Origin of the sequence: Pseudomonas sp. GM50 (assembly GCF_000282375.1) — a bacterium.
Taxonomy (GTDB): Bacteria; Pseudomonadota; Gammaproteobacteria; order Pseudomonadales; family Pseudomonadaceae; genus Aquipseudomonas.
Genome location: NZ_AKJK01000079.1, coordinates 13,205 through 40,029, shown reverse-complemented (window position 1 = coordinate 40,029; position 26,825 = coordinate 13,205). Strand labels below are relative to the sequence as shown.

Annotated in this window: 18 protein-coding genes; 7 read left to right on the top strand and 11 right to left on the bottom strand. The window is 60.4% G+C overall.

Annotation, left to right across the window (positions count from 1 at the left end; genetic code table 11):
* Positions 1-78: 78 nt before the first annotated feature.
* Positions 79-4,590: a hemagglutinin repeat-containing protein gene (locus tag PMI30_RS10245; protein ID WP_008011510.1), complete on the bottom strand. Its 4,512-nt coding sequence runs from the start codon at positions 4,588-4,590 to the stop codon at positions 79-81.
* A gap of 92 nt (positions 4,591-4,682) precedes the next feature.
* A complete protein-coding gene (locus PMI30_RS10250; protein ID WP_008011508.1) occupies positions 4,683-6,410 on the bottom strand; it encodes a ShlB/FhaC/HecB family hemolysin secretion/activation protein in 1,728 nt (575 codons plus the stop codon).
* A 239-nt stretch (positions 6,411-6,649) separates the two neighbouring features.
* On the opposite strand from PMI30_RS10250, the gene PMI30_RS10255 reads away from it, so the two are divergent.
* Both PMI30_RS10255 and PMI30_RS10260 read left to right on the top strand, forming a co-directional pair.
* Positions 6,650-7,771 carry an HlyD family secretion protein gene (locus PMI30_RS10255; protein WP_008011506.1) on the top strand — a complete coding sequence of 374 codons (1,122 nt, stop codon included), beginning with the start codon at positions 6,650-6,652 and terminating at the stop codon, positions 7,769-7,771.
* Positions 7,768-9,360, top strand: coding sequence for a DHA2 family efflux MFS transporter permease subunit (locus tag PMI30_RS10260; RefSeq protein ID WP_008011504.1), 1,593 nt, complete (start codon positions 7,768-7,770; stop codon positions 9,358-9,360). The genes PMI30_RS10255 and PMI30_RS10260 overlap by 4 nt, the downstream gene beginning before the upstream one ends.
* A gap of 9 nt (positions 9,361-9,369) precedes the next feature.
* Here the strand turns inward: PMI30_RS10260 and PMI30_RS10265 are convergent, their stop codons facing one another.
* Positions 9,370-9,810 carry a carboxymuconolactone decarboxylase family protein gene (locus PMI30_RS10265; RefSeq protein WP_008011502.1) on the bottom strand — a complete coding sequence of 147 codons (441 nt, stop codon included), beginning with the start codon at positions 9,808-9,810 and terminating at the stop codon, positions 9,370-9,372.
* Between the two features lie 472 nt (positions 9,811-10,282).
* On the opposite strand from PMI30_RS10265, the gene PMI30_RS10270 reads away from it, so the two are divergent.
* A complete protein-coding gene (locus PMI30_RS10270) occupies positions 10,283-11,167 on the top strand; it encodes an isocyanide synthase family protein (RefSeq protein ID WP_238542003.1) in 885 nt (294 codons plus the stop codon).
* A gap of 33 nt (positions 11,168-11,200) precedes the next feature.
* On the opposite strand, the gene PMI30_RS10275 is transcribed toward PMI30_RS10270, so the two are convergent.
* The 3 genes from PMI30_RS10275 to PMI30_RS10285 form a co-directional block, all read right to left on the bottom strand.
* The gene (locus PMI30_RS10275; protein WP_008011498.1) at positions 11,201-12,643 is read right to left on the bottom strand and encodes a mechanosensitive ion channel family protein; all 1,443 of its coding nucleotides are present in this window, start codon (positions 12,641-12,643) and stop codon (positions 11,201-11,203) included.
* Between the two features lie 260 nt (positions 12,644-12,903).
* Positions 12,904-13,530 carry an isochorismate family cysteine hydrolase YcaC gene (gene ycaC, locus PMI30_RS10280; RefSeq protein ID WP_008011497.1) on the bottom strand — a complete coding sequence of 209 codons (627 nt, stop codon included), beginning with the start codon at positions 13,528-13,530 and terminating at the stop codon, positions 12,904-12,906.
* A gap of 126 nt (positions 13,531-13,656) precedes the next feature.
* Positions 13,657-14,523, bottom strand: a complete 867-nt coding sequence (locus PMI30_RS10285) for a pirin family protein (protein WP_008011496.1) — start codon at positions 14,521-14,523, stop codon at positions 13,657-13,659.
* A 105-nt stretch (positions 14,524-14,628) separates the two neighbouring features.
* Here PMI30_RS10285 and PMI30_RS10290 point away from each other — a divergent pair, with 105 nt between their 5' ends.
* Positions 14,629-15,537 carry a LysR substrate-binding domain-containing protein gene (locus PMI30_RS10290; RefSeq protein ID WP_008011494.1) on the top strand — a complete coding sequence of 303 codons (909 nt, stop codon included), beginning with the start codon at positions 14,629-14,631 and terminating at the stop codon, positions 15,535-15,537.
* A gap of 253 nt (positions 15,538-15,790) precedes the next feature.
* Positions 15,791-16,594 carry a 2,5-didehydrogluconate reductase DkgB gene (gene dkgB, locus PMI30_RS10295; protein ID WP_008011493.1) on the top strand — a complete coding sequence of 268 codons (804 nt, stop codon included), beginning with the start codon at positions 15,791-15,793 and terminating at the stop codon, positions 16,592-16,594.
* A gap of 3 nt (positions 16,595-16,597) precedes the next feature.
* On the opposite strand, the gene PMI30_RS10300 is transcribed toward dkgB, so the two are convergent.
* The 5 genes from PMI30_RS10300 to PMI30_RS10320 all read right to left on the bottom strand — a co-directional run bounded on the left by PMI30_RS10300 (position 16,598) and on the right by PMI30_RS10320 (position 23,344).
* Positions 16,598-19,828, bottom strand: coding sequence for an ATP-binding protein (locus PMI30_RS10300; protein WP_008011490.1), 3,231 nt, complete (start codon positions 19,826-19,828; stop codon positions 16,598-16,600).
* A 12-nt stretch (positions 19,829-19,840) separates the two neighbouring features.
* Positions 19,841-20,461, bottom strand: a complete 621-nt coding sequence (locus tag PMI30_RS10305; protein ID WP_007907668.1) for a response regulator transcription factor — start codon at positions 20,459-20,461, stop codon at positions 19,841-19,843.
* 153 nt (positions 20,462-20,614) lie between these two features.
* The gene (locus PMI30_RS10310; protein WP_008011488.1) at positions 20,615-21,052 is read right to left on the bottom strand and encodes a hypothetical protein; all 438 of its coding nucleotides are present in this window, start codon (positions 21,050-21,052) and stop codon (positions 20,615-20,617) included.
* A 327-nt stretch (positions 21,053-21,379) separates the two neighbouring features.
* A complete protein-coding gene (locus PMI30_RS10315) occupies positions 21,380-22,717 on the bottom strand; it encodes a lysine N(6)-hydroxylase/L-ornithine N(5)-oxygenase family protein (RefSeq protein WP_008011486.1) in 1,338 nt (445 codons plus the stop codon).
* 144 nt (positions 22,718-22,861) lie between these two features.
* A complete protein-coding gene (locus PMI30_RS10320; protein WP_032835718.1) occupies positions 22,862-23,344 on the bottom strand; it encodes a sigma-70 family RNA polymerase sigma factor in 483 nt (160 codons plus the stop codon).
* Positions 23,345-23,676: 332 nt separating this feature from the next.
* On the opposite strand from PMI30_RS10320, the gene PMI30_RS10325 reads away from it, so the two are divergent.
* Both PMI30_RS10325 and PMI30_RS10330 read left to right on the top strand, forming a co-directional pair.
* Positions 23,677-24,849, top strand: a complete 1,173-nt coding sequence (locus tag PMI30_RS10325) for an efflux RND transporter periplasmic adaptor subunit (protein ID WP_008011482.1) — start codon at positions 23,677-23,679, stop codon at positions 24,847-24,849.
* The gene (locus tag PMI30_RS10330) at positions 24,850-26,823 is read left to right on the top strand and encodes a MacB family efflux pump subunit (protein ID WP_008011481.1); all 1,974 of its coding nucleotides are present in this window, start codon (positions 24,850-24,852) and stop codon (positions 26,821-26,823) included.
* Positions 26,824-26,825 lie beyond the last annotated feature (2 nt).

Genomic DNA, 26,825 nt, shown 5'->3' with positions numbered 1-26,825 from the left:
GTGTATCAGGCAACACTATGTCGACTGACCCACCGCCTTCGCGAGCAAGCCCGCTCCCACAGGGGGATGCATGTGGGCTTAGATGTTTTTCTCGTCGATCCCGGCCTGTAGCGATTGGCTATCGTAATGACCACCCACGGTCACGGGACCGAGTTTGACACTGTGCTCCCCGGCGGCGGAAACGTCGGGTTTACTGCCCTCGGTTTGCGGTTTCTCTGGCAGATCGAGTCCAGCCTTGACCCCGTAATCGCGGTTGCTCAGGTCGGTAATGCTGACCTTGGAGCCCGCTAAATCCACACGACCTTCAGATGAAGCAACCCGTGCGCCGGTCAATTGCGTTGCACCGCCAACCTTGAGATTCACGCCTTGTGTGCCGTTGATGCCGGAGGCCTGGCTGACGCTGTCCTTATGGGCGTAGCTGGCATCCAGTTTCAGGGTCGGCTTGTAGTCCGTCCCGCCCGGTTTAGTGTTGTCGGCTACTTTGTCCTTGTCGACTGGCGCTGCTTTCTTGCCGGTCAAACCGAGGTCAACATCGACCTTGGCGCTGGTCTGGCTGTCTTGACGGCTTTCCACGGTCAGGTCGCCACCGACCTTGCCACTGACCGTCGTCGCATCGATCCGTGCGCCCGCAAGATGAGCATCGCCCGCGCTGTCCAATACCACGCTGTCAGCCTTGATCTGGCTGTTCTGCTGAGTCGTGCCTTGCAGGTAATCCACGCCCACCTTGGCCCCGGCATTGAAGCCATGATCACTCTTGGCCACGTCTTTTTCGTTGGTGGCCGTCGGTGTGCTGTTGCTCAGATTACCGCCGGCATTCAGGCCGACGTTCCAGTTCGTGCGGTTTTGCGTGGACTGGGCCGACTCCTGATAGACCCCGCCGTTCTGCGCATCAAGGGCAACGTTCGACGCGCTGACCTGAGTGCCTTGCAGATGGATCGAATCGCCGCTGAGCTGGATCTTGTCCTGGCTGTTGAGCTTGCCGCCAGTCAGGGTCTGGCTGCTTTCATTGACCCGGCCGATGTTGAAATTGGCGCTCAGGTTGCCGCCCTGATCGAGGCTTTTCTCGGTGCTGGTTTTGCTGCCGCCCACCTTCAAACCGCCACCGAGATTGCTGCCGGTGGCGCTATGGATGTCGGTGGCCGCTTGCAGGTCGAGTTTGCCGCCGGCCTTGAGGTCGATGGCGCCGTTGGTATCGACTGTCGTCCCTTGCAGGACCTGGTCGCCGCCGCTGCTCAACTGCACCGGGCCTTTGCCCTCGATACTTGCCACGCGAGCCTGGCTGTCCTGAATTTGATTGCCTTTGTGATCGAGCTGGAAACCGGCGCCGAGGTTGACGTTAGTGCCGTCGGTGCCAGGGGCCGTGCCGACGCTCAGCGAACCATTGCCACGCAGGCTGGAGCTGTCGTTGCTCTGGCGGTCATTGGCCTGATTCAACGCCAGCTCACCACCGGTTTTAATCGAAACACCGCCCTGCCCGCCATCGAAATGGCTGCCTTCAAACTGGCCGTCATTACGCAGGTTGATGTTCACGCCTTGGCTACCGGCATAGCCGCCGACCACAGCGGTGGAGTTGTCTTTGCGCGTCTGGCTGCTGCCGCCCGCGCCACTGCCGGCGACGTTCACGTCCTCACCGGTTTTGGTGTAGACCCGCACGTCAGCCTTGGCATCCAGCGCCTGATCGGTGCTGCTGTGGGTATTGCTCGCGGCGCTCGCCACCAACGTGTCGGCACTGATGTTCACTTTGCCCGCACTCGCCTGGTACTGAGTGCCCTGATCCTGCAACGTGCCGGCGACATTCACGTCCACCGTGCCACCCTTGAACTGGCTGACCACGGCGTTGCTGTTTTGCCCGGTATGGCTGCCGTTCTGATGACCGATCGCCACGTCGATGCCGACATTCGGCTGGCCGAGGTTGGCCAGTGCGTCCTTGTCCGGCACCTTGCCGTCCAGCACGCCTTCGACGGCTTTGGCGATCGGCCGGGCGATGTCTTTGTATTCGACGTTGGCACCGATGTCCGCCGACCAGTTGCTCTCTGTATGAGTGCTGCTGTCGGTGTTGCTCGCGGCCCGATTGTCGACCTCGGTGGCGGCGACATCCAGACCTTTGCCGGCATCAAGACGCGCGCCTTCAGTGGTGAGTTTGCCGGTGTTGATATTCAGGTTGCCGCTGGTTTGGACGTTGGTGGTTTGTGCGATGGTTTTGTTCGTGGTGTCCTGGGACGTGCTGTGGGTGAAGTCCACTCCGCTGCCGGCACGATCGAGGCCGCCGGTGTAGTAGAAGCCGCCGCTGGTACTGGTGGTGTCCGTCGACGTGCTGTGGCTGTCCTGCTCGGCCAGCAGCGACACGTTTTTACCGCTCAGGGTCGCGTCGCCGTTTGTGGCTTTGACCTCGGCACCTTTAAGGGTCAGATCACCGCCTGCCGCCAGTTGCACGTTGGCGCCGCTGAGGCTGGAGCCTTGCTGGCTGACATCACGGGTACTCGCGGTTTGCTGCTTGTCTTCATAATGCACGCCGGCGCGGTACTGCCCGGCGCCCGGGGTGTTTTCCTTGGCATAGGCATCGAAGCCACGGGTTTCGGTGGTTTTGCCGGACTCATGGGTGTTCTGTGCGGAATGCACATTGATATCCCCCACCGCCTCGGCGCTGAGGGTGCCGCCAGCCTTGACCGTGGAGCCGGCCACTTCGATGTCTTTGGCGCTCTTGAGCTTGAGGTTGCTGTCGGAGGTCAGCTCGCTGCGCACCGTGGTGCTGTCCTTGGCGTTCAGACGGGTTTCATCCTTGGTGATGCCGAAAAACTTGCTGTCCTTGTCGTGGCTATTGGCATGGGAGGTGTCTTGCACGCCATCGATGATCAGCGAGCCTTTGTCGCTGATCACGCTGGCCTCGCTGCCGCCGCGCACCTGACTGCCGCTGATGCGTACATCGTCGGCCTTGACGATCAGTTTGCCGCCGGCGTTGACCTTGCTGCCCTGGTTCAGGGTTTTGCCCTGATCCGCGTCGCCGGTCTTGCCGAAGAAACCGCCGCCCACCAAGTCACCGGAATAACGGTTGTCGCTGTTGCGCTGGGTGCGGCTGGCGCTAGTGATCTCGACCTGTTTGCCGGCGAGCTGGATATCACCCTTGCTGCTCAACTCCGCGCCCTCGGCACGTAACAACGCCGCCGTGGCCAAAGCGATATTGCCGCCCTTCAACTGTGTGGTGATGCTGCGCTGCTCTTCGCTGCTGGTGTCCCAGTTGGCCTTCCACAGGTGTTTACGGTGGTTGCCCTGATCGGTCTGGGTGTGGCTTTCGGTGGCGGCGGTCAGGCGCAGATCGCCGCCGCTCTGGACGCTGAGAGTGTTGGCAGCGTCGACCTTGGCCGCCTTGAGTTCGGTGTTGGCACCGGACGACAACTGCGCGTCACGGCTGGCGAGAATCTGGCTGCCGTGCTGGCGCGAATCGCTGTCGGTCTGGGTCCGATCGTAGGTTTCCCAGGTGATGCCGATGGTGCTGTTGTTCCAGTTTTCGCGCTTCTCTTGCAGCTTGCGGCTTTCGACGGTGGTCAAGGTCAGGTTGCGTTTGGCGTCGACCTTGACGTCACGGCCACTGACGTCGGCGGCAGCCAGCAGCAGGTCCTTGCCGCTGTGCAGACCGACATCGCCCTGACTGCTGCGCACGCCTGCACGGACCACATCGAGGCTGTCGGGAACAGCCTGACCGTTGATACTCAGGTCACCGGCGGAACGAATCTGCACGCCATCACGACCGTCGACCTGTACCGGGCCGACCCGCACGCCCGCGCCCTCAGCGGTGCTGACGATGTTGATGCGCCCAGCCTGCATCGCACCGAACAGGCTGGCGTCGATGCGTTGGTCTTGAGTGTTGCCGGCCGGGTCCACGGTTTTAACCTGGCCGCTGGCGTAATCCACCTGGTTGCGGCCAACGGTGAGGTTCAATTGATCCCGGGCACTGAGCCGGCCCTGGCTGTCGATGCGTGGGGCGATCAGGTTGACCGAGCCTTCGCGGTTTTGCAGGCCCGCACCTTGAATCTGCAAGGTGCCGCTGGCGTCTCGGGTACTGAGGGCTTGCAGCTTGCCGTCGTTCAGTTCGGGGCGACCGACCACCAGATTGGCGTTCGGGGTGTTGATGAAACTGCCGCCGTTCACCGAAATCCCGTTGGGGTTGGCCAACACGTAATCGGCGGCGCGACCGAAGATTTCCTGGGCACCGTTGAGGGCCGACGGGTTGCGGCTGATCACTTCATTGAGGATCACGCTCGCGGCCTGGCCCTGGAATTGCGGGTTGGCTGCCAGTTGCCCGGCGAGTTGCGACTGCCCGGCTTGCAGCGCGTTATTCAGCACCAGGCCCTGACGGTCAACGTTGTAGTCCAGGAACTGGTTATGGGACAGGCCGGAACCATTAGGCGCAACGATGTTGACGATGGGCACGCCGCCCTGGGTTTGCAATTGCGCGGTGCCGCCGGGGCCTGGCGCGACCACTACGCCCCCTGCCAAAGCATTGGGCAGGTGAGCAATCAGGAACAGGCTGGCAATCGCCCAGCGCAGTTTGCCCCGAGGGGAAAGATGAAACGCAAATGTCTGTGCAGGCATAAAAACCTCTCAATTAAAGTGCGGCATCACGTTGCGCGCTGAGTTGTTGGCCGTGGCTGTGGCGCTCAGGTCCGACGGCTGTTTGTCGCTGTTCATATCTGCAACCCCACGCGCATCAGCCAGGTCTCTGGCTCATGTTGCAAACCGCTGGGGGTGTTGAGGCTGCGTTGGTAATCGACGTCGACTTGCAGGTTTTTCCAGTTCAGATTGACCCCGGCGCTGGCGCCGCTCAGGCGTTGCCCTTGAGCGCCGTGGTCGGCCTTGATCCAACCATTGTCCAGGCCCAAACGTGGGGTGATCTGCACTGGCAGCGCGCTGCGCAATGGCAGGCGCAAGGTATTGCGCCAGATCGCGCCACTGGCACCGGACGCACTGCTGACCCGATAGCCGCGCACCGCGGAATCGTCGGTGCCCAGCAATTGCTCGATGGCCGGCAGCGGATCAGGGCTGTATTGCACGTTGAACTGGCTCTGCCATTGCCAGGCCTGCTGGCCGAACTGGCCGTTGCGCCACTGGCTGAGGCCGGCGCGGTATTTGCGAAACTGCGCCTTGGGCAGGTTGTTGACCTGACGCTGGGCATCGTCATCGGCACCGAGCCAGCGCAGCCCCTGGGCGTAATTGATGTCCAGGTTCCACACCGCGCTGTTGAGCCAGAACAGATTCAGCCCGGCTTCGGCCACGGTCAGGGTCGGGCTCTGGATGCCCAGGCGAATGTTTTCCAGGTAACTGTCGACGTCCTTGTGGGCCAGTTGCAGATTGGCGCTCAGTTGATGGCTTTGATCGCGCCACAGCACTCGGTCGGCGCGCAGGCTCAGTTGATCGGTGATGCCGGTGCTGTGGAATGTCAGCGTGCTGAGTTTAAACGGCGCGCGGTATTCGGCGTGGCTGGCGAACAGGCTATAGGTCCAGTAACCGTAGGGAATGGCGTAGTACAGGCTGGCGTTGCGACTGTAGCGGTCGCCCTGATTGAGGGTGTCGCTGACGTTCAGATTGAGCACATCGTTGAGCTCCAGCGGGCTGTCCAGGCTCAGGTTCAAGGTGTCGCGATCGCGCCCGGTGCTGGCGCTGCCGAGGTTGTCCACGCCCAGGCCCAATGCCCAGCGCGACTGCCCGTGGGTGCGCGAACGCAGGATCAGCCGTGAGGCGCCGGGCTGGCTGCCGGGGGCGATGTCGGCGGTCAAATCCACGGAGCGCAGCCGGTTCAACTGATCCAGGCCTTGCTCCAGATCCCGCAGGTTCAACGGCTTGCCAAGCATTCCGGGAAACGCACCGCCCAAGGACACCGGCAGGCTCTGGTCGGCCAGTTCGATGGACTCGACGTAGCCTTCATCGACCACGATATCCAGCGACTGCCCCGCCGCTGGCGCGCTGCGCAGGTACGGCCGACTGGCGATGTAACCCGCCTCGACATACAGGCCGGTGATGGTCGCCAGCAGATGGTTGATCTGACCGACGCCCATGCACGACGACAACTGCGGTTTGATTCGCTCATTGAGTGTCTGGCGGCTGATCAGCGTCACGCCACCAATGCGCGTTCCGCTCAGGGGCCAGCAGCGCTCATCGGCAGGCACCGTGGCAGGAACGACAGGCGTGACCGGCACCGCACCGAAACTGCCGCGCTCCAGTTGTCGGCGACGCTGTTCCAGTTGCAGTTGTTGCAAGTCGCGCTGTTGCTGTTGCTGCTGGCGCAGCACTTCCTGGCCTGGAGCGGAGGGTTCGGCCGCCTTGAGCGAGGAAACACTCAGGCTCAGCAGCAAGGCCGACAACAGCGTGCAAGGCGTGGGACTACGACGAGGAACAGCGCAAAACGAATACGGCACTCAACATCCTTGCGGTCATTAAATGGCTTAATGCCACTCCATTAATGCGAGTGATAGTCAGATCGTTCCTACGCAAATGCAAGACGCGTCCTACAACGCTTACATTTCTTAAACAATTGGTCAGGTTTCTTTCCACCGACGCCAACTGACGATCGGTAGCAGAAATCCATTGTCACTAAATATTACCTGCGTCATATTACATCCGTAATAAGGATTACGTTTCCCACAGGTACTACTCCATGACCAGCATGTCCAACCTTGAACCTGATCTTGCTGTTGCGGTGGACCCACCCAGGCCTCCCCTGCTCAAACGGTTGGTCTTGTTAACCGCGGCCATCGCAGCCCTGGTGGTTATCGGGCTGTACGCAGCCCATTGGTGGACCGCCGGGCGTTTCATCGAAGAAACCGACGATGCCTACATCGGCGGCGACGTCACGGTGATCGGGCCGAAGGTTGCGGGGTATATCGAAGAAGTGCTGGTTACCGACAACCAGAGGGTCAAGGCTGGCGATGTGTTGATCCGGCTCGACGCCCGTGACTATCGCGCCAACCTGGCCAAGGCCGAAGGTGCGGTGGCTGCCGAAGAAGCCTTGCTCGCCAACCTCGACGCTACCGAACAACTGCAACACGCAGTGATCGGCCAGGCCCGCGCCGGTATCGATGCCGCCGGCGCCGAAACCGCCCGTTCGCGGGATGACAATGCGCGCTACAAAAAACTGGTCGGCAGCAATGCCGTCTCGGTGGAAAGCGCGCAACGGGCCGACGCTACCTTCAAGACTGCACAGGCGCAGAGTGCCCGGGCCCAGGCCGAACTGCTGGCCGCGCAACGCCAATTGAACGTGATCGAAACCCAGAAGCAGCAAGCGCGCGCCGCGTTGATCCAGGCGCGGGCCGAGCGTGATCTGGCGCAATTGAACGTCGGTTACACCGAGTTGAAAGCCCCCGTCGACGGCGTGATCGGCAATCGTCGGGCACGGGTCGGCGCTTACGCTCAGGCCGGTTCGCAGCTGTTGTCGGTGGTGCCGGCCAGCGGACTCTGGGTTGATGCCAATTTCAAGGAAGATCAGCTGTCGCGGATGACGCCAGGCCAGCGCGTGATCGTTCATGCGGACGTGCTCAAGGGACGTGAATTCCACGGTCATCTGGACAGCCTCGCGCCGGCCAGTGGTTCGCAGTTCAGCGTGCTGCCACCGGAAAACGCTACCGGCAATTTCACCAAAATCGTCCAGCGGGTGCCGGTGCGAATCCTGCTCGACCCGGCCGACGGCGTGCTCGGTCATCTGCGCCCCGGCCTGTCGGTGACTGCTGAAGTGGACACCCGCGCCGAACCTGAAATCCCGACCGTGGCCAGCGCGCCATGAACCGCGCCCTCGCCGCCCCCGCGCAGCCGTTCAATGCCGCCAACATGGCGACGGCGACCAAGGTGTTTGCCTTCGCCACGATGTGCATCGGCATGTTCATTGCGCTGCTGGATATCCAGATCGTCTCGGCGTCGCTGCGTGACATCGGCGGCGGGCTCTCGGCCGGCACCGACGAAACAGCGTGGGTGCAGACCAGTTACCTGATCGCCGAAATCATCGTGATCCCACTGTCGGGCTGGCTGTCCCGGGTGTTCTCGACCCGTTGGTTGTTCTGCGCCTCGGCGGTGGGTTTCACCTTGGCCAGCCTGCTCTGCGGCGCGGCCTGGAACATCCAGAGCATGATCGCCTTCCGTGCCCTGCAAGGCTTTCTTGGCGGTTCAATGATCCCGCTAGTGTTCACCACCGCGTTCTTTTTCTTCACCGGCAAACAACGGGTAATCGCCGCCGCGACCATCGGCGCCGTGGCCTCGCTGGCACCAACGCTGGGGCCGGTGATCGGTGGCTGGATCACCGACATTTCGTCCTGGCACTGGCTGTTCTACATCAACCTGGTGCCGGGGATTTTCGTCGCGGTGGCGGTGCCGATGCTGGTGAAAATCGACCAGCCGGAATTGTCGCTGCTCAAGGGCGCCGACTACCTGAGCATGCTGTTCATGGCGGTGTTTCTCGGCTGCCTGGAATACACCCTCGAAGAAGGCCCGCGCTGGAACTGGTTCAGCGACAACACGATTCTGAGCACCGCCTGGATCAGCGGCCTGGCCGGATTGGCCTTCATTGGTCGAACCCTGCACGTGGCCAATCCGATTGTCGATCTGCGTGCCTTGAAAGACCGCAACTTCGCCCTCGGCTGTTTCTTTTCATTCGTCACGGGGATCGGCCTGTTCGCGACGATTTACCTGACGCCACTGTTTCTCGGCCGGGTGCGCGGTTACGGTGCGCTGGACATTGGCCTGGCGGTTTTTTCCACCGGGGTGTTCCAGATTCTGGCGATTCCGCTGTACGCCTTTCTGGCCAACCGTATCGACCTGCGCTGGATCATGATGACTGGTCTTGGGCTGTTCGCCTTGTCGATGTGGGATTTCAGCCCGATCACCCATGACTGGGGAGCTAAAGAGTTGATGCTGCCGCAGGCCTTGCGCGGGATCGCTCAACAACTGGCAGTGCCGCCGGCGGTGACCCTGACCCTCGGCGGGTTGGCACCGGCGCGGCTCAAACATGCTTCGGGGTTGTTCAACCTGATGCGCAACCTCGGCGGCGCGATGGGTATCGCCGCGTGCGCCACGATCCTCAATGACCGCACCAACCTGCACTTCACAAGGTTGGCGGAGAACCTCAACAGCACCAACGAAGCGCTGAATCAGTGGCTGTCCCAGGTCGGCCATAACTTCGCCGCCCTCGGCCAGAGCGGTGACGCCGGCGTCACCGCCAGCCTGCGTCAGCTGTGGCTGTTGACCTACCGCGAAGCGCAGACGCAAACCTACGGCGACGCCTTTTTGATGATCATGGTCTGCTTCATCCTCGCCACGGCGATGGTGCCCTTGATGCGCAAGGTACAACCACCGGCCGCGCCGAGCGCTGATGCGCATTGAGCCCGATTCTTACTCTTGAGGCATTTTGCGGAAACCCACGGCCAGGCGGTTCCAGCTGTTGATGGTGGAAATCGCCACGGTCAGGTCGACCATTTCCTTGGGGCTGAACTCGGCGCTGAGCAGCGCATAGTCTTCGTCCGGGGCGTGGGTCAGGCTCAGTTGGGTCAAGGATTCGGTCCAGGCCAGCGCAGCGCGCTCACGATCAGTGAAGAACGGTGCCTCGCGCCAGGCCGTCACGGCAAATAGCCGGCGTGGCGTTTCCCCACCCTTGATGGCATCGGCGGTGTGCATGTCGATGCAGAAGGCGCAGCCATTGATCTGCGAAGCGCGCAGCTTGACCAGTTCGATCAGCGACTTTTCCAGCGGCAGCTTCGAGACGGCGGCTTCCAGGGCCATCATGGCTTTCAGGGCGTCTGGGGAGGCTGTATAGAAATCGATACGAGGTTGCATGGTGGAACTCCAGTGGGTGGGGTTGACGCTACGTTAATCCCCCGAGCCCACCTGCCAAATAGCCAATATTGCAAAAGTCGAGGAGGCCATTGGGCGCCGTGAAAAAACAACCTGCGGCTTGAGAATTTCCAGATCTCGGTCCACGCCACTTAATTGCACCCAGGCCAGGACGCCTTGGCAACAATGAACAGCCGCCCGCTAGCGACACAACACCTCAAGCGTAATAAACGAAAACAAATCCCCGTGCCGACCCATCTCGCCAACTAAATCAATAACGTTACACTCCAGAGGCAATTCGTCTCATCAAACTTAAATATTTTCACAAGGAAAAATTCGAATGGACTCGAATACCGACCACCCCTTGCCTGTCGCAAGTTCTTTGCCACTGCCTGAACATGAACAAACAGCCAGAAGTATTCTTAGAATTATCTACCGACAACGCCGGCTGACCGAGGAGCATGACCGTTGCCTGATGTTCCCCTGCAAAGTTTGCCTGCAACTGCATATTCACAAGATCGTGGCCGCGATGGAGCAAGGCGCCCCCATCCGCTTTATTCTGCCCGCCTTCCCCGCCAAGTCGCCCAATCTGTCAAAGGTCCTGGGCTCCGCTCCCGACCTTGGCGAACACCTTAGCCTGCAGCAACTCAACGAGTTGTGCCTGAAAATCACCGCAGTCTATCCCCCCGGCGCGAACATCATCATCTGCTCGGACGGTCGGGCCTTTTCTGACTGCGTGGGGGTTCGTGATGAAGAGGTGACCCACTATGGACAGGCCATACGCCATATCCTGGACGAGCATCACCTGAACAACATTCAACTGTTCAACCTTGAGGACCACTTCAACAGCCATGACTTCGAGCATATTCGCCAGCAACTTGTCGAACTCTACGGTCGTCCGTTGGAAATCTTGAAGGCCGCCGTTAAAACCGATCCGGAAACCGCCAACCTGTTTAACGGCATTCACCGCTTCATGTTTACCGATCTCAAATTCCGCAAACCGGACTGCAGTAAAAACAAACTCAAAGAAGAATCCAAGGCGCTCGCCTATCAGGTGATCATTCGCAGTAACGCCTGGAGTGCATTGGTGGAAGAAGTGTTTCCCGAAGCCATTCGCCTGTCGATCCACCCTCAGCCACCGCACAGTAAAAAAATCGGCATCAAGCTGATGGATTGCGACAACATCTGGCGCACACCGTGGCATGGAGCAGTGCTGGACGACGGCCAGAAATACCGATTGATGTCCCGGGCTGACATCGAGAAACTGCCGGTCAACCTGGTCTATCAGAATGGCCGGCCGTTCTACTATGTCCTGCGTCGCTACGCCAACACCCAGCCAGCGCAAGCAACCGAAGACTGATAGGCCCCATCGCCCGCCAATGCAATCAGCGTGTCAAGTGTGGCTACGCAACCACTGCAAAAAGCCCTTTTTCGCCACTGCCTTCGGCACTTCCTGAGCAAAGGTCTGAGCCTTGTGCAAACGGAAATCGAGCAATGTCTTCATCGCTTCGCTGATGTCATGCCGCGCCTCCAGGCACGGTTTGAGGTATTCCTTTTCGATCCGGTACAAACTGCAAAAAGTCTTGGCGCTGATGTCCGCCGGCACTGACGAGTCTGACAGTATCCCGGCCTCGCCAATCACCTCTCCCGGGCCCATGCGCCCGGATTCGAACTTGACCCCGCCACGGCTCAGCTCCACCGATACCACGCCTGATTCGATGATGAACAAATGATCGCTGACCTCCCCCGCCGACAAGATCATTTCCCCGGCGCGGAAGGTTTGCAGGGTCATGTTCTGGCTGAAGGCTTCTTTCTCCTCCTGACGCAGAGTCGAGAAAATGCTCGAGCTTTCCAGCAGTGCCAGCGGCCGTGACAGGGCAGCGGGCGTGTTGGGCTCGGTGCTCGACAGCAAGTTGATACCCGATGCCTGCAAGTGCCGGAATGCCAAGTCGAACAGCTGATTGCGCACCGCGCGCTTCTGATCCATAGAGACCACGAAACCGCTGATTTCGTATTCCGCGCCGGTGCCGCAGGAGGTTTTCAACGTCACGCTCGCCGCTGGTTTGTTCAACAGAAGGCGACAGCCCTGCATGGCCCGCTCCAGTGCATCGATCACCTTTTGCGGACGAGAATGGGGGCTCACTTGCAAGCTGATCGACACCCCGAAAATGTCACTGGGCCGGCTGAAGTTGATGATCTTGGCCTTGGCCGCCAGGGAGTTGGGAATCACCGCCATGCTGCCTTGCGCGGTTTGCAGGCGCGTGGCGCGCCAGTCAATGTCGATGACCCGGCCTTCGGTGCCGTCGATGGAGATCCAGTCATCCAGTTGATAGGGTTTGGTTGTGTTCAGGACGATCCCGGAGAACACGTCGCTGAGGGTGCTTTGCAAGGCCAGGCCGACAATGATCGCCAACGCGCCGGACGTTGCCAGCACGCCTTTGACTGGCAGATCGAGAACGTACGCCAGGGCGGCGATGATCGCGATCAGGAAAATCACTGCGCCGAGCAGATCCTGCAACAAGCGTCCGGTGTGCCCGACCCGTTGCATCATCCCCACGCCGATCAACACCGTCAGGGTGCGCGCGCCGAACAGCCACCAGCCAATTTGCAAACCGGTCGCCGCCAGGTGCAATGGCACATTGTCGGCCCAGGGCGCCGGCTCCATGGGGTTCAAGCCTTCGTTGAACAGCAGCATGCTGAACAGCGCGAAAATCACCAGCCGCACCGCCAGTTTCCAATTGCTGCCGCTGGCTGCGATCAAACGCCACAACACCAGATCAATCAGAATCAGGATAAACGCGCAGAACAACGGATGATCGGTGAGCAGTGACAGCATCAAGCAACTCCAGCAAGGGCCAATGGCGCGAAGATCTCACAGATTGGGCACAGTGTAGGAGCAATTGATGGCCTGAGAACAACACAAAACACTGTGGGAGCGGGCTTGTGTGGCGAGGGGGCTTGCCCCCGTTGGGGCGCGAAGCCCCCCTAAAACCAGTCACCGCGATCTTGAATTAGAACGCGGTGACCCGGCTTACGACTGCTTCGCAGCCGAACGGGGGCAAGCCCCCTCGCCACATAAGCCTGCTCCCACATTAATTACTTGCTGTTGGTGAGAGTGTTGTAGCTGGTCATCAGGTTGCGGTAGTCCGGGATGTGGTTGGAGAACAAAGTCGCCAGGCCTTCCACGTCGTTGCGCCAGTCGCGATGCAGTTCACAGGCCAGGCCGAACCAGGTCATCAGTTGGGCGCCGGACGAAGACATGCGATCCCACGCCGATTGACGGGTCAGTTCGTTGAACGTGCCGGAAGCATCGGTCACCACGAACACCTCAAAACCTTCGGCAAGGGCCGACAGCGCCGGGAACGCCACGCAGACTTCGGTCACCACACCGGCGATGATCAGTTGTTTCTTGCCAGTGGCCTTGATCGCCTTGACGAAGTCTTCGTTGTCCCAGGCATTGATCTGGCCTGGGCGAGCGATGTACGGCGCGTCCGGGAACAGTGCCTTGAGTTCCGGCACCAGCGGGCCGTTGGGGCCGGTTTCGAAACTGGTGGTCAGAATCGTTGGCAGCTTGAAGTATTTGGCCAGGTCGGCCAGGGCCAGCACGTTGTTCTTGAAACGGTCCGGATCGATGTCGCGCACCAGAGAAAGCAGGCCCGCCTGGTGATCAACCAGCAGAACGGCGGCGTTATCCTTGTCGAGACGTTTGTAGGAAGTTGTCATGGGGTAATCCTCGCTTTTTTCGATGCCGAACAGGCCGGCGGAAGTGAACTCTGATTTTTCGTTTAAACGTGGCCAGGCAAGCGTAGTCAGCCAAACCCGGCACGCCACAGCGCTACAACAATGATTTCAATCACTCATCCGACCAAAGCGTCCCGACTGGAAGTCGGCAAAGGCCTGGTGAATTTCTTGCTCGGTGTTCATCACGAACGGACCGTGGCCAACAATGGGCTCGTCAATCGGCTCGCCGCTTAGCAGCAACACCACGGCGTCGTTATTGGCTTGCAGACTGAGCTGATCACCGTCGCGCTCGAACAACGCCAACTGCCCTTCTCGCACCAGTTCCACACCGTTGACCTGAACCGTGCCGCGCAGCACCACCAGTGCGGTGTTGCGCCCTTCGTGCAGATCCAGGGTCAGCAACTTGCCGGCGTTCAAGCGAACGTCCCACACGTCGATCGGCGTGAAAGTGCGCGCCGGGCCGCGATGGCCTTCGAACTCACCGGCGATCAAGCGCAGGCTGCCAGCGTTGTTCTTCAGTGGAATGCTCGGAATGTCAGCGTCGAGAATTGTCTGGTAACCGGGCTCGGCCATCTTGTCCCTGGCCGGCAGGTTGACCCACAGCTGCACCATTTCCAGGGTGCCGCCGCTCTTGGCGAAACCTTCGGAGTGGAACTCTTCATGGAGAATCCCCGAAGCCGCGGTCATCCATTGCACGTCGCCGGGGCCGATCTTGCCGCCACTGCCGGTAGAGTCGCGGTGTTCCACTTCGCCCTTGTAGACGATAGTCACGGTTTCGAAACCGCGGTGCGGATGCTGACCAACGCCACGACGCTCGGTGGTCGGGGTGAATTCGGCGGGGCCAGCGTGATCCAGCAGCAGAAACGGGCTGATGTGTTTGCCCAGGTTGTCGTAGGAAAACAGTGTGCGAACCGGAAAACCGTCGCCGACCCAGTGAGGTCGTGGGCTGGTGTAGATACCGATGATGTTTTTCATCTTTTCCTCCAAATCTGTTGTGTGACGCGATGGACAAAGCTTAAAACCGGCGCCTTTGGTGCGCTAAACTGCAAAAATCGGCCTTAGCGTTCTATTTGGAGAACGATGGTGGAAGACCTCAACACCCTGTACTACTTCACCCAAGTGGTGGAGCACCGCGGTTTCGCCCCGGCCGGGCGCGCGCTGGACATGCCCAAATCCAAGCTCAGCCGACGCATTGCCGAGCTCGAAGAACGCCTCGGCGTGCGCCTGCTGCACCGCAGCAGCCGGCATTGCTCGCTGACCGAAATCGGCCAGGCCTATTACCAGCGTTGCCTGGCCATGCGGGTCGAAGCCGAAAGCGCCGCCGAGCTGATCGAACGCAATCGCTCCGAACCCCAGGGCCTGGTGCGCATCAGTTGCCCGACCGCGCTGCTGAACACCTGGGTCGGGCCGATGCTGACCCGCTACATGCTCAAATACCCGTTGGTGGAGTTGTTCATCGAAAGCACCAACCGCCGGGTCGACCTGATCCACGAAGGGTTCGATATCGCGCTGCGCGTGCGCTTTCCGCCGTTGGAAAACACCGACATGGTGATGAAAGTGCTGGGCAACAGCACCCAATGCCTGGTGGGGAGTCCGGCATTTGTGCAGCGCTTGTCGTCACCGGCCACGCCGGCTGATCTCAGCGGTCTGCCGAGCGTGCATTGGGGTGGCGCGCAGCGTGAATATCAGTGGGAGTTGTTCGGTGCCGATGGCGCCAGCGCGCTGATTCGTCATACCCCGCGAATGGTCACCGACGACTTGCTGGCCTTGCGTCACGCGGTGCTCGCCGGCATCGGCATCGCCCACCTGCCGAGTGTGGTAGTGCGTGATGAGATTGCCGCCGGCCACCTGGTGGAACTGGTGCCGGGCTGGACACCCAAGTGCGGGATCGTGCACGCGATCTTCCCCTCACGACGCGGATTGTTGCCGTCGGTACGGACCTTGATCGACTTTCTGGGCGAGGAATTCAGTCATAGCGATATTGCTTAGGCGGGTTAAAACCCGACACCGAGTCGTGGCTATCGCGAGCAGGCTCGCTCCCACAAGGGATCTGTGGTTTACGTAGATCCAGTGTGGGAGCGAGCCTGCTCGCGATAGCGTCAGATCAGGCACCATCAATACCCCTGACATGTCACCCATTCATGACTTGCGGTAAACAGTGCTTTGCCCAACCAGCGGTTTTTCTCAAGGGTCCAGCCGGGGATACTCCCGCTCATTCCCACTGCAACCCCTGGAGTCATTGATGTCTATCCCCGCATTCGGTCTTGGTACCTTTCGCTTGCAAGGCCAAGTGGTCATCGATTCGGTGAGCACCGGTCTTGAGCTGGGCTACCGAGTCATCGATACCGCGCAAATCTACGAAAACGAAGCCGAGGTTGGCCAGGCCATCGCTGCCAGCGGCATTGCTCGCGACGAGCTGTTCATCACCAGCAAAATCTGGGTCGCCAACTTTGCCAAAGACCGGTTGATCGACAGCCTCAAAGAGAGCCTGAACAAGCTGCAAACCGATTACCTGGACCTGACGCTGATCCACTGGCCGTCGCCGGAAGATCAGGTCCCGGTCGAAGAATTCATGGGCGCCTTACTCCAAGCCAAACAACTGGGCCTGACCCGACAGATTGGCGTATCCAACTTCACGGTCGACCTGATGCAACAGGCCATTGCTGCCATCGGTGCCGAGAACATCGCCACCAACCAGATCGAGCTGCACCCGTACCTGCAAAACCGCAAGGTGGTCGAATTCGCCCAAAGCCAAGGCATCCGGATCACCTCTTACATGACCCTGGCCTACGGCGAAGTGCTGAAGGATCCGCTCATCCAGCAGATCGCCGATCGCCTTCAGGCGACACCGGCCCAAGTCACGCTGGCGTGGGCCATGCAGCTTGGGTACGCGGTGATTCCTTCCTCGACCAAACGCGCCAACCTGCAAGGCAATCTGCAGGCCTGCGCCCTGACCCTGAGCGACGCCGACATGGCGCTGATCGCGGGCCTGGATCGCGGTCAGCGGCTGACCAGCCCCAAAGGCATTGCGCCGCAGTGGGATTGAGTTTCAGCCCTGGCTCAAATCCGGGCTCAAGTGTTTGTCCAGCGATGACATAGCGTGCTGCAGCTGATCGACGGCTTCGTCGAGCAGCACCGTGTTCCCCTCATCGATGACACGCTCCAGTTGCTCGCACTGCTCGATCAAACGCACCGCCCGGACCATGCGCGCACTGCCCTTGATGCGGTGCGCCAAGGCTTGCAGGTCATGACGATTGCCACTGGCGTGCGCCTCGAGCAGATCATCCCGATCAACCCGGTTGGTCACCGCCAGTTCGCGCACCAGCTGATCGAGCAGCGTGCGGTCCACACCGACGTATTGCTCCAGGCCGCTCAGGTCCATCTCGGGCGTGGGTTGCTCTTCGAGCGTCTCTGGCAACTGGCTCACAAACCTGGACGCCAGCCATGCGCTCAAGTCTGCCAGCAGGATGGGTTTGAACAGACAGTCGTCCATGCCTGCCTCCAGGCAGCGGACTTTTTCCTCGGGCTGCGCATTGGCGGTAAACCCCAGAATCAGCGTCGACGGTAATCCCTGGGCGCGCTCTTCATCGCGGATTGCACCCGCCAGTTCATAACCACTGAGCCTGGGCATATTGCAGTCGGTAACCACCAGATCGAACTCATGTTCGCGCCACAGCTCCAGCCCCCGGGCACCCTCTTCAGCCTCCAGAACACGATGCCCCAGGTGGCTCAGTTGCCATGAAAGCAACAAACGATTAGCCGGGTGATCGTCGACCACCAGAATCGTCAGTGGCCGCGTCGGCATCTGCACCCCGCTGCCCACTGGCGCAATGGAAGGCAACGGTTGCAGTGCGATCAGCTCAAGGGTGATGTCGACCTGTGTGCCTTGCCCAAGGACGCTGTCGAGTTGCAACTGGCCGCCCATCATTTCGCACAGGGTACGGCTGATTACCAGGCCCAACCCGGAGCCGCCGCGAGCTGACTGCTGGTTATTGCTGGCTTGGGCGAACGGGCTGAACAACCGTTGCCGGTCAACGTCGCTGATGCCAATGCCAGTGTCTTCAATGCGCACACTGACCGCCAGATGCCCCGGCGTAACAGGCGTCACCCGCAGCGTCAGGCTCACCTCGCCCTCACGGGTGAACTTGATGGCGTTGCTCAGCAGGTTGGACAGCACCTGCTTGAAACGGGTGGGGTCGAGCAACACGTCGCAGTCGCTGTGTTCATCCAGATCGACTCGCCACGCCAGCCCATTCTGCCGTGCAAGGCCTTCGAAAACCCCACACACCGATTCCACCAGCCGCCGAAGATTGGCCCGCTCAGGTGTCAGGGATAAATGCCCGGACTCGATGCGGGCGATGTCCAGAATGTCACCGATCAGCGCCAGCAATTGTTGTGCAGCATCGGACGCTACCTCAATGGCAAAACGATCGGTGACGCCCTCGTCCGCACGTTTCAGGGCCAGTTCGAGCATGCCGATCAGGGCGCTCATCGGTGTGCGAATCTCATGACTCATGGTCGCCAGAAAGGTGGTTTTGGCGCGGTTGGCATCGTCCGCCTCGTTCTTGGCATCCTGCAATTGCTGCAACCACTGCTGACGCTGGCGGATCTGCCGACGCTGCCAGGCGATCCAGCCCATGGCGAGCAACAGCAAGGCGCCAGCCACGGCAAACGCTTGAAGAATGCCCTGACGATGGCGCAGCCAATAGCTGTCATCCAGCACCACATCATGACTCCAGCGGGCCACCAGATCGTCCATTTCCTGAGGCGAAATGCTCAACAACGCCTTGTTCAGAATCGAGTGCAACTCCAGCGCGCCGCGGTCGGTGGCCAAGGCAATGCGGGCAGGTTGATCACCCACGGTGCTGCTGACGCGCAGACGATCACGGTAATGCCGAGCGATCAGGTAACGGGCGACGATCAACGAACTGAGTGTCGCATCAGCCTGCCCCTTGTTCACCCGGTCCATGCCCTCGGCCGGGCTTTGCACTTCGACCAGACGCACTTGCGGCGCCCGGGCCTGGATAAACCCGAACAACGGATGACCACGATAAATTGCCAGGCGTTTACCGGCCAGATCGTCCAGCGTCCTGGGGCTGCCTTGGGTAGTTGCACTGACCAGCACAAACGGATTGCTGATATAGGCGCGGGTGAAGAGCAACGCGTCTTCACGCTCTGTACTGGGCGTGACCACGGGCAACAGGTCGATCTCGCCGTCCCGCAGTTGCTCGATTTGCCGGTCCAGTGAGTGGCCGCGTTGCACCTGGAAACTCAAGCCGCTGCGCTGGCTGATCAGCGTCAGCAACTGCGCGGTCAACCCGCTGAGCCGACCTTGGGCATCGTAGAACGTCAGCGGGGCAAAGTTATCAATCGCGCCGACAGTGACCGTCGGATGCCGCTCCAGCCAACGTTGTTCACTGGGGCTCAAACGCACCGGCTGTTGACCGGCCGTATTAGCCCTGCCGGCACTCCAGCGCACCTCGATGACCGCGCGTTGGTCCATCGGAATCGCCGCCAGAGCCTTGTCGACGATGCTTTTGAGATGCGGATTATCCACCGCCAAAGCGAAGCCGAACGGATTGGCATCCAGACCGGAAGGCCCCGCCAGATGAACGTTATTGAGGTAGTTGTTGTTGATCAGATAATTGGCGCTGATGAAATCCCCGAGGTACACATCGTCTGGCCCGAACGCTACTGCTCCGAGCGCGTCGAGTGCCGAAGGATAGAGCTGCAAACTTGCATCGGGATAAAACGCTTCAACCGTCTGCGCCTGCAAATAGTCCTCGACCATGGCGATGCGTTTGCCGGCAAGGTCGCCGGGCATTCGCTCGTCCAGTCGAGTGACCAGCATCGGCTGATCTTCGGCATAGGCTCGGGACCGGGTCAGCGCGGGGTCGGCCGCCTCGAAGTTGTTCGAGGTGCCGAGCAGATCCAGTTCATGGCGTTTGAGGGCGTCCATGGCGGCCTCACGAGTGGCATAACGCAGCACGACGATCTTGACGTGCAGCAGTTGCCCCAGCAGCTCGGCGTAATCGGCGGTGATGCCTTCCAGCTCATCGCGGTGGCGTGTTAACTCGAATGGTGGGTAGTCCGCCCCCGTCACCCCCAGGCGCAGGACCCGTTTATCGCGTAGCCATTGCCAGTCCTTTTCATCCAGCTTGACCTGAAAACCCTCCGCTGTGGAGCGCCCCAGCAATTGCAACCGCTGCGGCTCGTCGGCCGTCGCCGCAGGCAACTGCGTTAAAAGACTCAGTGCCAAGGCCAACAGCAACATGCGCATGATCGGGTTCACTCAGATCAGATGATTACGCTTGGCGAAGTCGCGCAAGTGCACCGCCGCGTTCACCCCGAGCTTTTCGATCAAGCGGGTTTTATAGGTGCTGACAGTCTTGTGACTCAGGTGCATAAGCTCGGCGATGGCCTTGTTGCTCGTGCCCCGGGCCAGGTATTGCAGGATGGTCAGTTCGCGGTTGGAGAGTTTGTCGATCATCTGTTTTTCGCTGCGTTGCAGGGCGTCCTGCGATCCCGAAGGCAGCCGCGCAAAATAGGTGTAACCGGTCATGACCGCATGCACGGCTTTTTGCAATTGACTCAGGACGTTGGTCTTGGCGACATACGCCATGGCCCCGGCGCGCATGCAACGCTCCTGAAAGAACCACGGGTCCAGCGACGAGAACACCAGCACCAGGCACGACAAGTCACAGGCCTTGATCCGCTCCAGCACATCCAGCCCATCGCCCTCGGGCATGACCAGATCCAGCACCACCAGCGTGGGTGAATGCTCTCGGAGCATCGACAACGCCTCGCTACCGCTGGACGCCTCATAAATCCGTTTGAAACCCTCCTTCTCCAATACGATTTTGACTGCGGCGCGTACCACCGGATGATCGTCCACAATCAGCACTGACTTCATGGTAATTCCCTGTGCAAAGATCTGACGATTGCGCACCAATGCACGCCGGATAACGACGAACCGGACGCAACGGCTGCGCTAAGACTTTTGCATGGAAGGCAGAAAGAATGTACCTGACAGAAATGATAGTACCGACGAACGGTAACCCCGGAATCAACCGATCTGATGCAGATACCGCGCATACACCGGGGGCTGTGCAGCTTCACACGCAGGCGGATCGATGAACGCCATCAGCCGTTGAATGGACGCAAAATCCGGCAGCGCCGCGTGGCTTATCTGAACCTTCTGCTCAACACCGACGGCAGAAGTTGGCGCCAGTTGTGCCGGCAGGCCATCGTAAATCAAGGCGTGGTGAACCTGGCGGTTATCGAGGAAGAACCCGGGCAGGTCCAATGCCCCTCCCGCCAGTGAAGCATTGATGACCACCAGATCAAATGGCTCGCAGCCGTACTCGACCAGAATCAGCATTTGCGCAAGGTTTTGCACCGGCGCTACCCGGTAGTAATCGAGCTGATTGAACAGCCGTTCGGTTTTCATCCGGTGAAAATGCTGTTCGTCGGCGATCAGGATACGCAAGGCTTTGTTGGTCATCGCGTGCCTCCAGTTCAATGACTGATGAGTGAGGCGGCAAGACTACGCAAGACCAAGGAAGCGTTCTGTAGGACGTTTCCTAAAAGCTGTGTCACTTATCCCATCGGCATGTGGTTCACAGGGACGGGCCGGGGTTCGCCGCGCCGTTGCAGCGCGGGATTCTTCAGGAGGGTTCAGGATTTTAGATTTGTGGTGCTTTGCAGGGCCCTATCGCGAGCAGGCTCGCTCCCACAGTGGATCCTCAGTGAACACAGCATTTGTGTAAGACGGAGATCAAATGTGGGAGCGAGCCTGCTCGCGATGGCGGCCTCACAGCCGCCACAAATCTCAGCTCGCTGTGGCCAACAACAAATCCATCACCGACCGACCATGCCCACGCGACTTGCCATGTTCATACAACGAGCCGGCAATTTCATCGGCGCGGATCGGCAGGATCGACAGCAAGGTGTCGCTCAAGCCGTGGCTGGCCTGGCAGAAGCCCTGCATGTAGATACCGGCCTTGCAACGCTCGTCGGTGATCAGTTTGTAGTTGCGATCGACCTCGAAATCGCCCAGGTACTGTGCAAGCGGCGCCAGCAACTTGCGGTGCATCTGACGCTCGTAACCGGTGGCCAGTACCACGGCGTCGTAACGACTAACCGTGACTTCGCCAGTGGCGTTGTTGCGCGTCGCCAACTCGATACCGCGCTCCGTGGCGGTGGCTTTTTCGACGGTGGTCAGGGTACGGAACGCATGGCGTGCGATGCCCGAGACTTTCTGCCGGTAGAAGATGCCGTAGATGCGTTCGATCAGGTCGATGTCCACCACCGAATAGTTGGTGTTGTGGTACTCGTTGACCAGGCGCTCGCGTTCGCTGCTGGCCTGCTGGAACACCAGGTCGGTGAACTCCGGCGAGAACACTTCATTGACGAAGGGGCTGTCATCGGCCGGTTTCAGGGCCGAGCCACGCAGGATCATGTCCACCTGCACCGACGGGAAGCTGTCGTTCAGGTCGATGAAGGCTTCCGCCGCACTCTGACCGCCGCCGATGATCGCAATGTTCATCGGTTGGTTGTTCACGCATGGCTGCCTGGCCATGCGTTCCAGGTACTGGGAGTGGTGGAACACCCGGCCGTCATCCTTCAGTGCCTTGAACGCTTCGGGAATGCGCGGTGTACCGCCGGCGCTGACCACTACCGAACGAGTGGTGCGTACATGCTGCTGACCTTGCGTATCACGCGAGATCACCCGCAGTGCTTCGACCTGCTGGTGGTGCAGCACCGGTTCAATGGCCAGCACTTCCTCGCCGTAGCGGCTCTGCTCGGTAAATTGCCCGGCGACCCAGCGCAGGTAGTCGTTGTACTCCATGCGGCACGGATAGAAGGTGCCGAGGTTGATGAAGTCCACCAGACGACCGTGCTGCTTGAGGTAGTTGACGAAGGAATACGGGCTGGTCGGGTTACGCAGCGTCACCAGATCCTTGAGGAATGAGATCTGCAGTTCGCTCTGGGTGACCAGGGTATTGCCGTGCCAGCGGTAGTCCGCCTGCTTGTCGAGAAACAGCACATCCAGTTCGCCCTGGCTCGGCCCGCGCTCTTGCAGGGCGATGGCCAGAGCCAGGTTCGAAGGGCCGAAACCGACGCCGATCAGGTCGTGAACGATGGGCGATGCAATTGCCTGTGTCATTTCCAGTGTCCTCTGGATGAACCCCGGACCAGCGGGGATAAAGCCTGGGTGACCTGACCGGCCTTGTGCGGCAGCAGATCGTCTGTTGAATAGGAACGAGGACAATGAAAAAAAATTTAGCGAGGCCTGATTAAACGGTTGCGATCAATGGGCGTCCCACTGGCGCATGCGCACCCGGCAATGCTTCATGGCATTGACGATGTGCTTTTCCACCAGCGCCCGGGAAATCCCCAGGTGCTCGGCGATTTCCGGGTGCGACAAACCGTCGATTTTGCGCAAGAGAAAACTCTCGCGACACAGCCGTGGCAACTCCGCCAGTGCGCGCTGGAGCATGTCCAGGCGCTGGCCGTGATCGAGGCTGTTGTGGGGGGATGGCGTGAAGTAGCGCTCTTCGCTGTCGAGCACGTCCAGGGATTCGACCTGCCGCAAGGCATTGCGTCGGTGGTCATCGATCACCAGGTTGAGCGCGGTGCGATAAAGAAACGCCCGGGGTTGTTCGATCGGCGTCTCACTGGAACGCTCCAGCACCCGCAGATAAGCGTCATGCACCACATCTTCGGCCACCTGACGGTTGCCTAGCTTGGCGTTCAGGAAACACACCAGCTCGCGATAGTAGTTTTCCAACATGACTCCCGGCCGCACAGGGTGCGGTTTCTATCCTTGAGCCAGATCCGCGACCGCCAGGCAGGCAGTGGCACGATGGTGGCAATTTCGAGCGTGTAATTTATAGTAATTCTCATATAGATTTAAAGCGCTGTTTCTATTTGCCTGATAAATAGTGCTGTCCTATACCTGTAACCCTTGTCTGTAACACTACGTGTCCACGCTTAAATTCCCCGCTTCTTTCATCGTTTACAGGACAGCCCCCCGTGTCTGTCGGCCCTCCGACAGCGTTCGGCTGTCGCCAGATTTGCGCCTCAGCTGAACGACGGGCCGATTCCTATTGGCCGGAACCCTGCATGAAACGTCCCCGTCACACCCGACGCGCCCTGCTTGTAGCCCTTTGTCTGATCCCCGTTATCGCCGTCGCGGCCTGGCAGGTTCTGCCTCCCGGTCGAGATCGGTTCGCCACGGTCCAGGTTGCTCGCGGCGACATTGAAAGCAGCGTCACGGCATTGGGGACTCTGCAACCGCGGCGTTATGTCGATGTCGGTGCCCAGGCCTCGGGGCAGATTAACAAGATTCATGTGGAGGTCGGTGACGTGGTCAAGGAAGGCCAGTTGCTGGTGGAAATAGACCCTTCCACCCAACAGGCCAAACTCGACGCCGGGCGTTTTTCCATCGACAACCTCAAGGCGCAGCTTCAGGAGCAACGGGCACAGCACGATCTGGCCCGGCAGAAATATCAACGCCAACAGAACCTCGCCGCCGGCGGTGCCACGCGCGACGAAGATGTGCAAACGGCCCAGGCCGAACTGCGTACAACCCAGGCGCGCATCGACATGTTCGAGGCGCAGATCCGCCAGGCCCAGGCCAGCCTGCGCAGCGATCAGGCCGAACTCGGCTATACGCGCATTTACGCGCCGATGAGCGGAACGATCGTCGCCCTCGATGCCCGGGAAGGCCAGACCCTCAACGCCCAGCAACAAACACCGCTGATCCTGCGCATCGCCAAACTGTCGCCCATGACAGTCTGGGCCGAGGTTTCGGAGGCTGATATCGGACACGTCAAACCCGGCATGACCGCCTGGTTCACCACGCTCAGCGGTGGCAATCGGCGCTGGAGCAGCACGGTACGGCAGATCTTGCCGATACCGCCCAAACCGCTGGATCAGACCAGCCGAGGCGGCGGCAGCCCGGCCAGTTCCAGTAAAAGCGGCACTGCCCGCGTGGTGCTGTACACGGTGCTGCTGGACGTCGACAACGCCGACAACGCGCTGATGGCGGAAATGACCACTCAAGTGTTCTTCGTCTCCAATCAGGCAAAAAACGTCCTTACCGCGCCGGTCGCAGCCTTGCAGGGCGGCCCGCAGGCCGACAGTCAATCCGCTCGGGTCGTCGCGCAAAACGGTGACATCGAGCAACGCACCGTGCGTACCGGCATCAGCGATCGCCTGAAGGTGCAGATCCTCGACGGTCTGGATGAAGGCGATCACCTGTTGATCGGTCCCACCGACGGCAGCGGAGGCTGAATGCAAACGCCTCTGATCAACCTGCAGGACATTCGTAAATCCTACGGTGGCGGCGACGCGCCCGAAGTTCACGTATTGCGCGGCATCGACCTGTCGATCCATGCCGGGGAATTCGTGGCGATCGTCGGCGCTTCCGGTTCCGGCAAATCGACGCTGATGAACATCCTCGGCTGCCTCGACCGGCCGACGTCCGGCGAGTATCTGTTCGCAGGTGAAAACGTCGCCCGACTCGACAGTGATGAACTGGCCTGGCTGCGCCGTGAAGCGTTCGGTTTCGTGTTTCAGGGGTATCACCTGATCCCGTCCGGCTCAGCCCAGGAAAACGTTGAGATGCCGGCGATCTACGCCGGTACCCCAGCGGCCGAACGTCACGCTCGCGCCACCGCCCTGCTCGATCGGCTCGGCCTGGCGTCACGCACCGGCAACCGTCCGCACCAGCTCTCCGGCGGGCAGCAGCAACGGGTGTCCATCGCTCGCGCCTTGATGAACGGCGGCCACATCATTCTCGCCGACGAACCCACCGGCGCCCTCGACAGCCACAGCGGCGCCGAGGTCATGGCCCTGCTTGATGAACTGGCGAGCCAGGGGCACGTGGTGATCCTCATCACCCACGACCGTGACGTGGCGGCGCGGGCCAAACGCGTCATCGAAATCCGTGACGGCCTGATCATCAGCGACAGCGCCAGCAACAACCCCACCGCCCAGACCTCGGCCAATCCCGGTGCGCTGCAAGCGGTGGATTTGCGCAAGCGGCTGGCCGAAGGCGCCGAGTCCACCGGTGCCTGGAAAGGCGAACTGGTGGATGCCGTACACGCGGCCTGGCGGGTGATGTGGATCAATCGCTTCCGCACCGCCCTGACGTTGCTGGGAATAATCATCGGCGTCGCCTCGGTGGTGGTGATGCTGGCTGTCGGAGAAGGCAGCAAACGTCAGGTGATGGCACAGATGGGCGCCTTCGGCTCGAACATCATTTACCTCAGCGGCTCGGCCCCCAACCCGCGCACACCACCGGGCATTGTGACCCTGAATGACGTCGCGGCACTGGCCAGCCTGCCGCAGGTCATGCGGATCATGCCGGTCAATGGCGCGGAGGCCGGGGTGCGGTTCGGCAACCTAGACCACTTGAGTTATGTCGGCGGCAACGACACCAACTTTCCGGCGATCTTCAACTGGCCGGTGGTCCAGGGCAGCTACTTCACCGAGGCCGATGAACGCAACGCGGCGGCGGTCGCGGTGATCGGCCATAAAGTTCGCACCAAGCTGCTCAAGGATGTCGCCAACCCCATCGGCCAATACATCCTGATCGAAAACGTGCCCTTTCAGGTCGTCGGTGTGCTCGCTGAAAAGGGCGCCAGTTCCGGCGATTCCGACAGCGACAACCGGATTGCCGTGCCTTACTCGGCGGCCAGTGTCCGGCTGTTCGGCACCCAAAACCCCGAATACGTAGCCATTGCCGCAGCCGATGCGCGCAAGGTCAAAGAGACCGAAAAAGCCATCGAGCAGTTGATGCTGCGCCTGCACAACGGCAAACATGATTTCGAACTCACCAACAATGCCGCGATGATTCAGGCCGAGGCCAGCACCCAGAATACGCTGTCGCTGATGCTCGGTTCGATTGCGGCGATTTCGCTGTTGGTGGGCGGGATCGGGGTGATGAACATCATGCTCATGACCGTGCGTGAACGGACCCGGGAGATCGGTATCCGCATGGCCACCGGCGCCCGTCAGCGCGACATCCTGCGCCAGTTCCTCACTGAAGCAGTGATGCTCTCGGTGGTGGGCGGGATCACCGGAATCGCCCTGGCGCTGATCGTCGGCGGCGTATTGGTGCTCAGCGAAGTCGCGGTCGCCTTTTCCCTGGCGGCCGTCATCGGCGCCTTCGCCTGCGCACTGATTACCGGCGTTGTCTTCGGCTTCATGCCGGCCCGCAAAGCTGCCCGGCTCGACCCGGTCACGGCCCTTACCAGTGAATGATC

Excerpts from the sequence above, each read along its gene's own strand:
- PMI30_RS10330 (WP_008011481.1), top strand. The coding sequence starts at position 24,850 with ATGCAAACGCCTCTGATCAACCTGCAGGACATTCGTAAATCCTACGGT.
- PMI30_RS10320 (WP_032835718.1), bottom strand. The coding sequence starts at position 23,344 with ATGTTGGAAAACTACTATCGCGAGCTGGTGTGTTTCCTGAACGCCAAG.
- PMI30_RS10255 (WP_008011506.1), top strand. The coding sequence starts at position 6,650 with ATGACCAGCATGTCCAACCTTGAACCTGATCTTGCTGTTGCGGTGGAC.
- PMI30_RS10285 (WP_008011496.1), bottom strand. The coding sequence starts at position 14,523 with ATGAAAAACATCATCGGTATCTACACCAGCCCACGACCTCACTGGGTC.
- PMI30_RS10245 (WP_008011510.1), bottom strand. The coding sequence starts at position 4,590 with ATGCCTGCACAGACATTTGCGTTTCATCTTTCCCCTCGGGGCAAACTG.
- PMI30_RS10270 (WP_238542003.1), top strand. The coding sequence starts at position 10,283 with ATGTTCCCCTGCAAAGTTTGCCTGCAACTGCATATTCACAAGATCGTG.
- PMI30_RS10300 (WP_008011490.1), bottom strand. The coding sequence starts at position 19,828 with ATGCGCATGTTGCTGTTGGCCTTGGCACTGAGTCTTTTAACGCAGTTG.
- dkgB (WP_008011493.1), top strand. The coding sequence starts at position 15,791 with ATGTCTATCCCCGCATTCGGTCTTGGTACCTTTCGCTTGCAAGGCCAA.
- PMI30_RS10310 (WP_008011488.1), bottom strand. The coding sequence starts at position 21,052 with ATGACCAACAAAGCCTTGCGTATCCTGATCGCCGACGAACAGCATTTT.
- PMI30_RS10290 (WP_008011494.1), top strand. The coding sequence starts at position 14,629 with ATGGTGGAAGACCTCAACACCCTGTACTACTTCACCCAAGTGGTGGAG.
- PMI30_RS10305 (WP_007907668.1), bottom strand. The coding sequence starts at position 20,461 with ATGAAGTCAGTGCTGATTGTGGACGATCATCCGGTGGTACGCGCCGCA.
- PMI30_RS10275 (WP_008011498.1), bottom strand. The coding sequence starts at position 12,643 with ATGCTGTCACTGCTCACCGATCATCCGTTGTTCTGCGCGTTTATCCTG.
- PMI30_RS10325 (WP_008011482.1), top strand. The coding sequence starts at position 23,677 with ATGAAACGTCCCCGTCACACCCGACGCGCCCTGCTTGTAGCCCTTTGT.
- ycaC (WP_008011497.1), bottom strand. The coding sequence starts at position 13,530 with ATGACAACTTCCTACAAACGTCTCGACAAGGATAACGCCGCCGTTCTG.
- PMI30_RS10265 (WP_008011502.1), bottom strand. The coding sequence starts at position 9,810 with ATGCAACCTCGTATCGATTTCTATACAGCCTCCCCAGACGCCCTGAAA.
- PMI30_RS10260 (WP_008011504.1), top strand. The coding sequence starts at position 7,768 with ATGAACCGCGCCCTCGCCGCCCCCGCGCAGCCGTTCAATGCCGCCAAC.
- PMI30_RS10315 (WP_008011486.1), bottom strand. The coding sequence starts at position 22,717 with ATGACACAGGCAATTGCATCGCCCATCGTTCACGACCTGATCGGCGTC.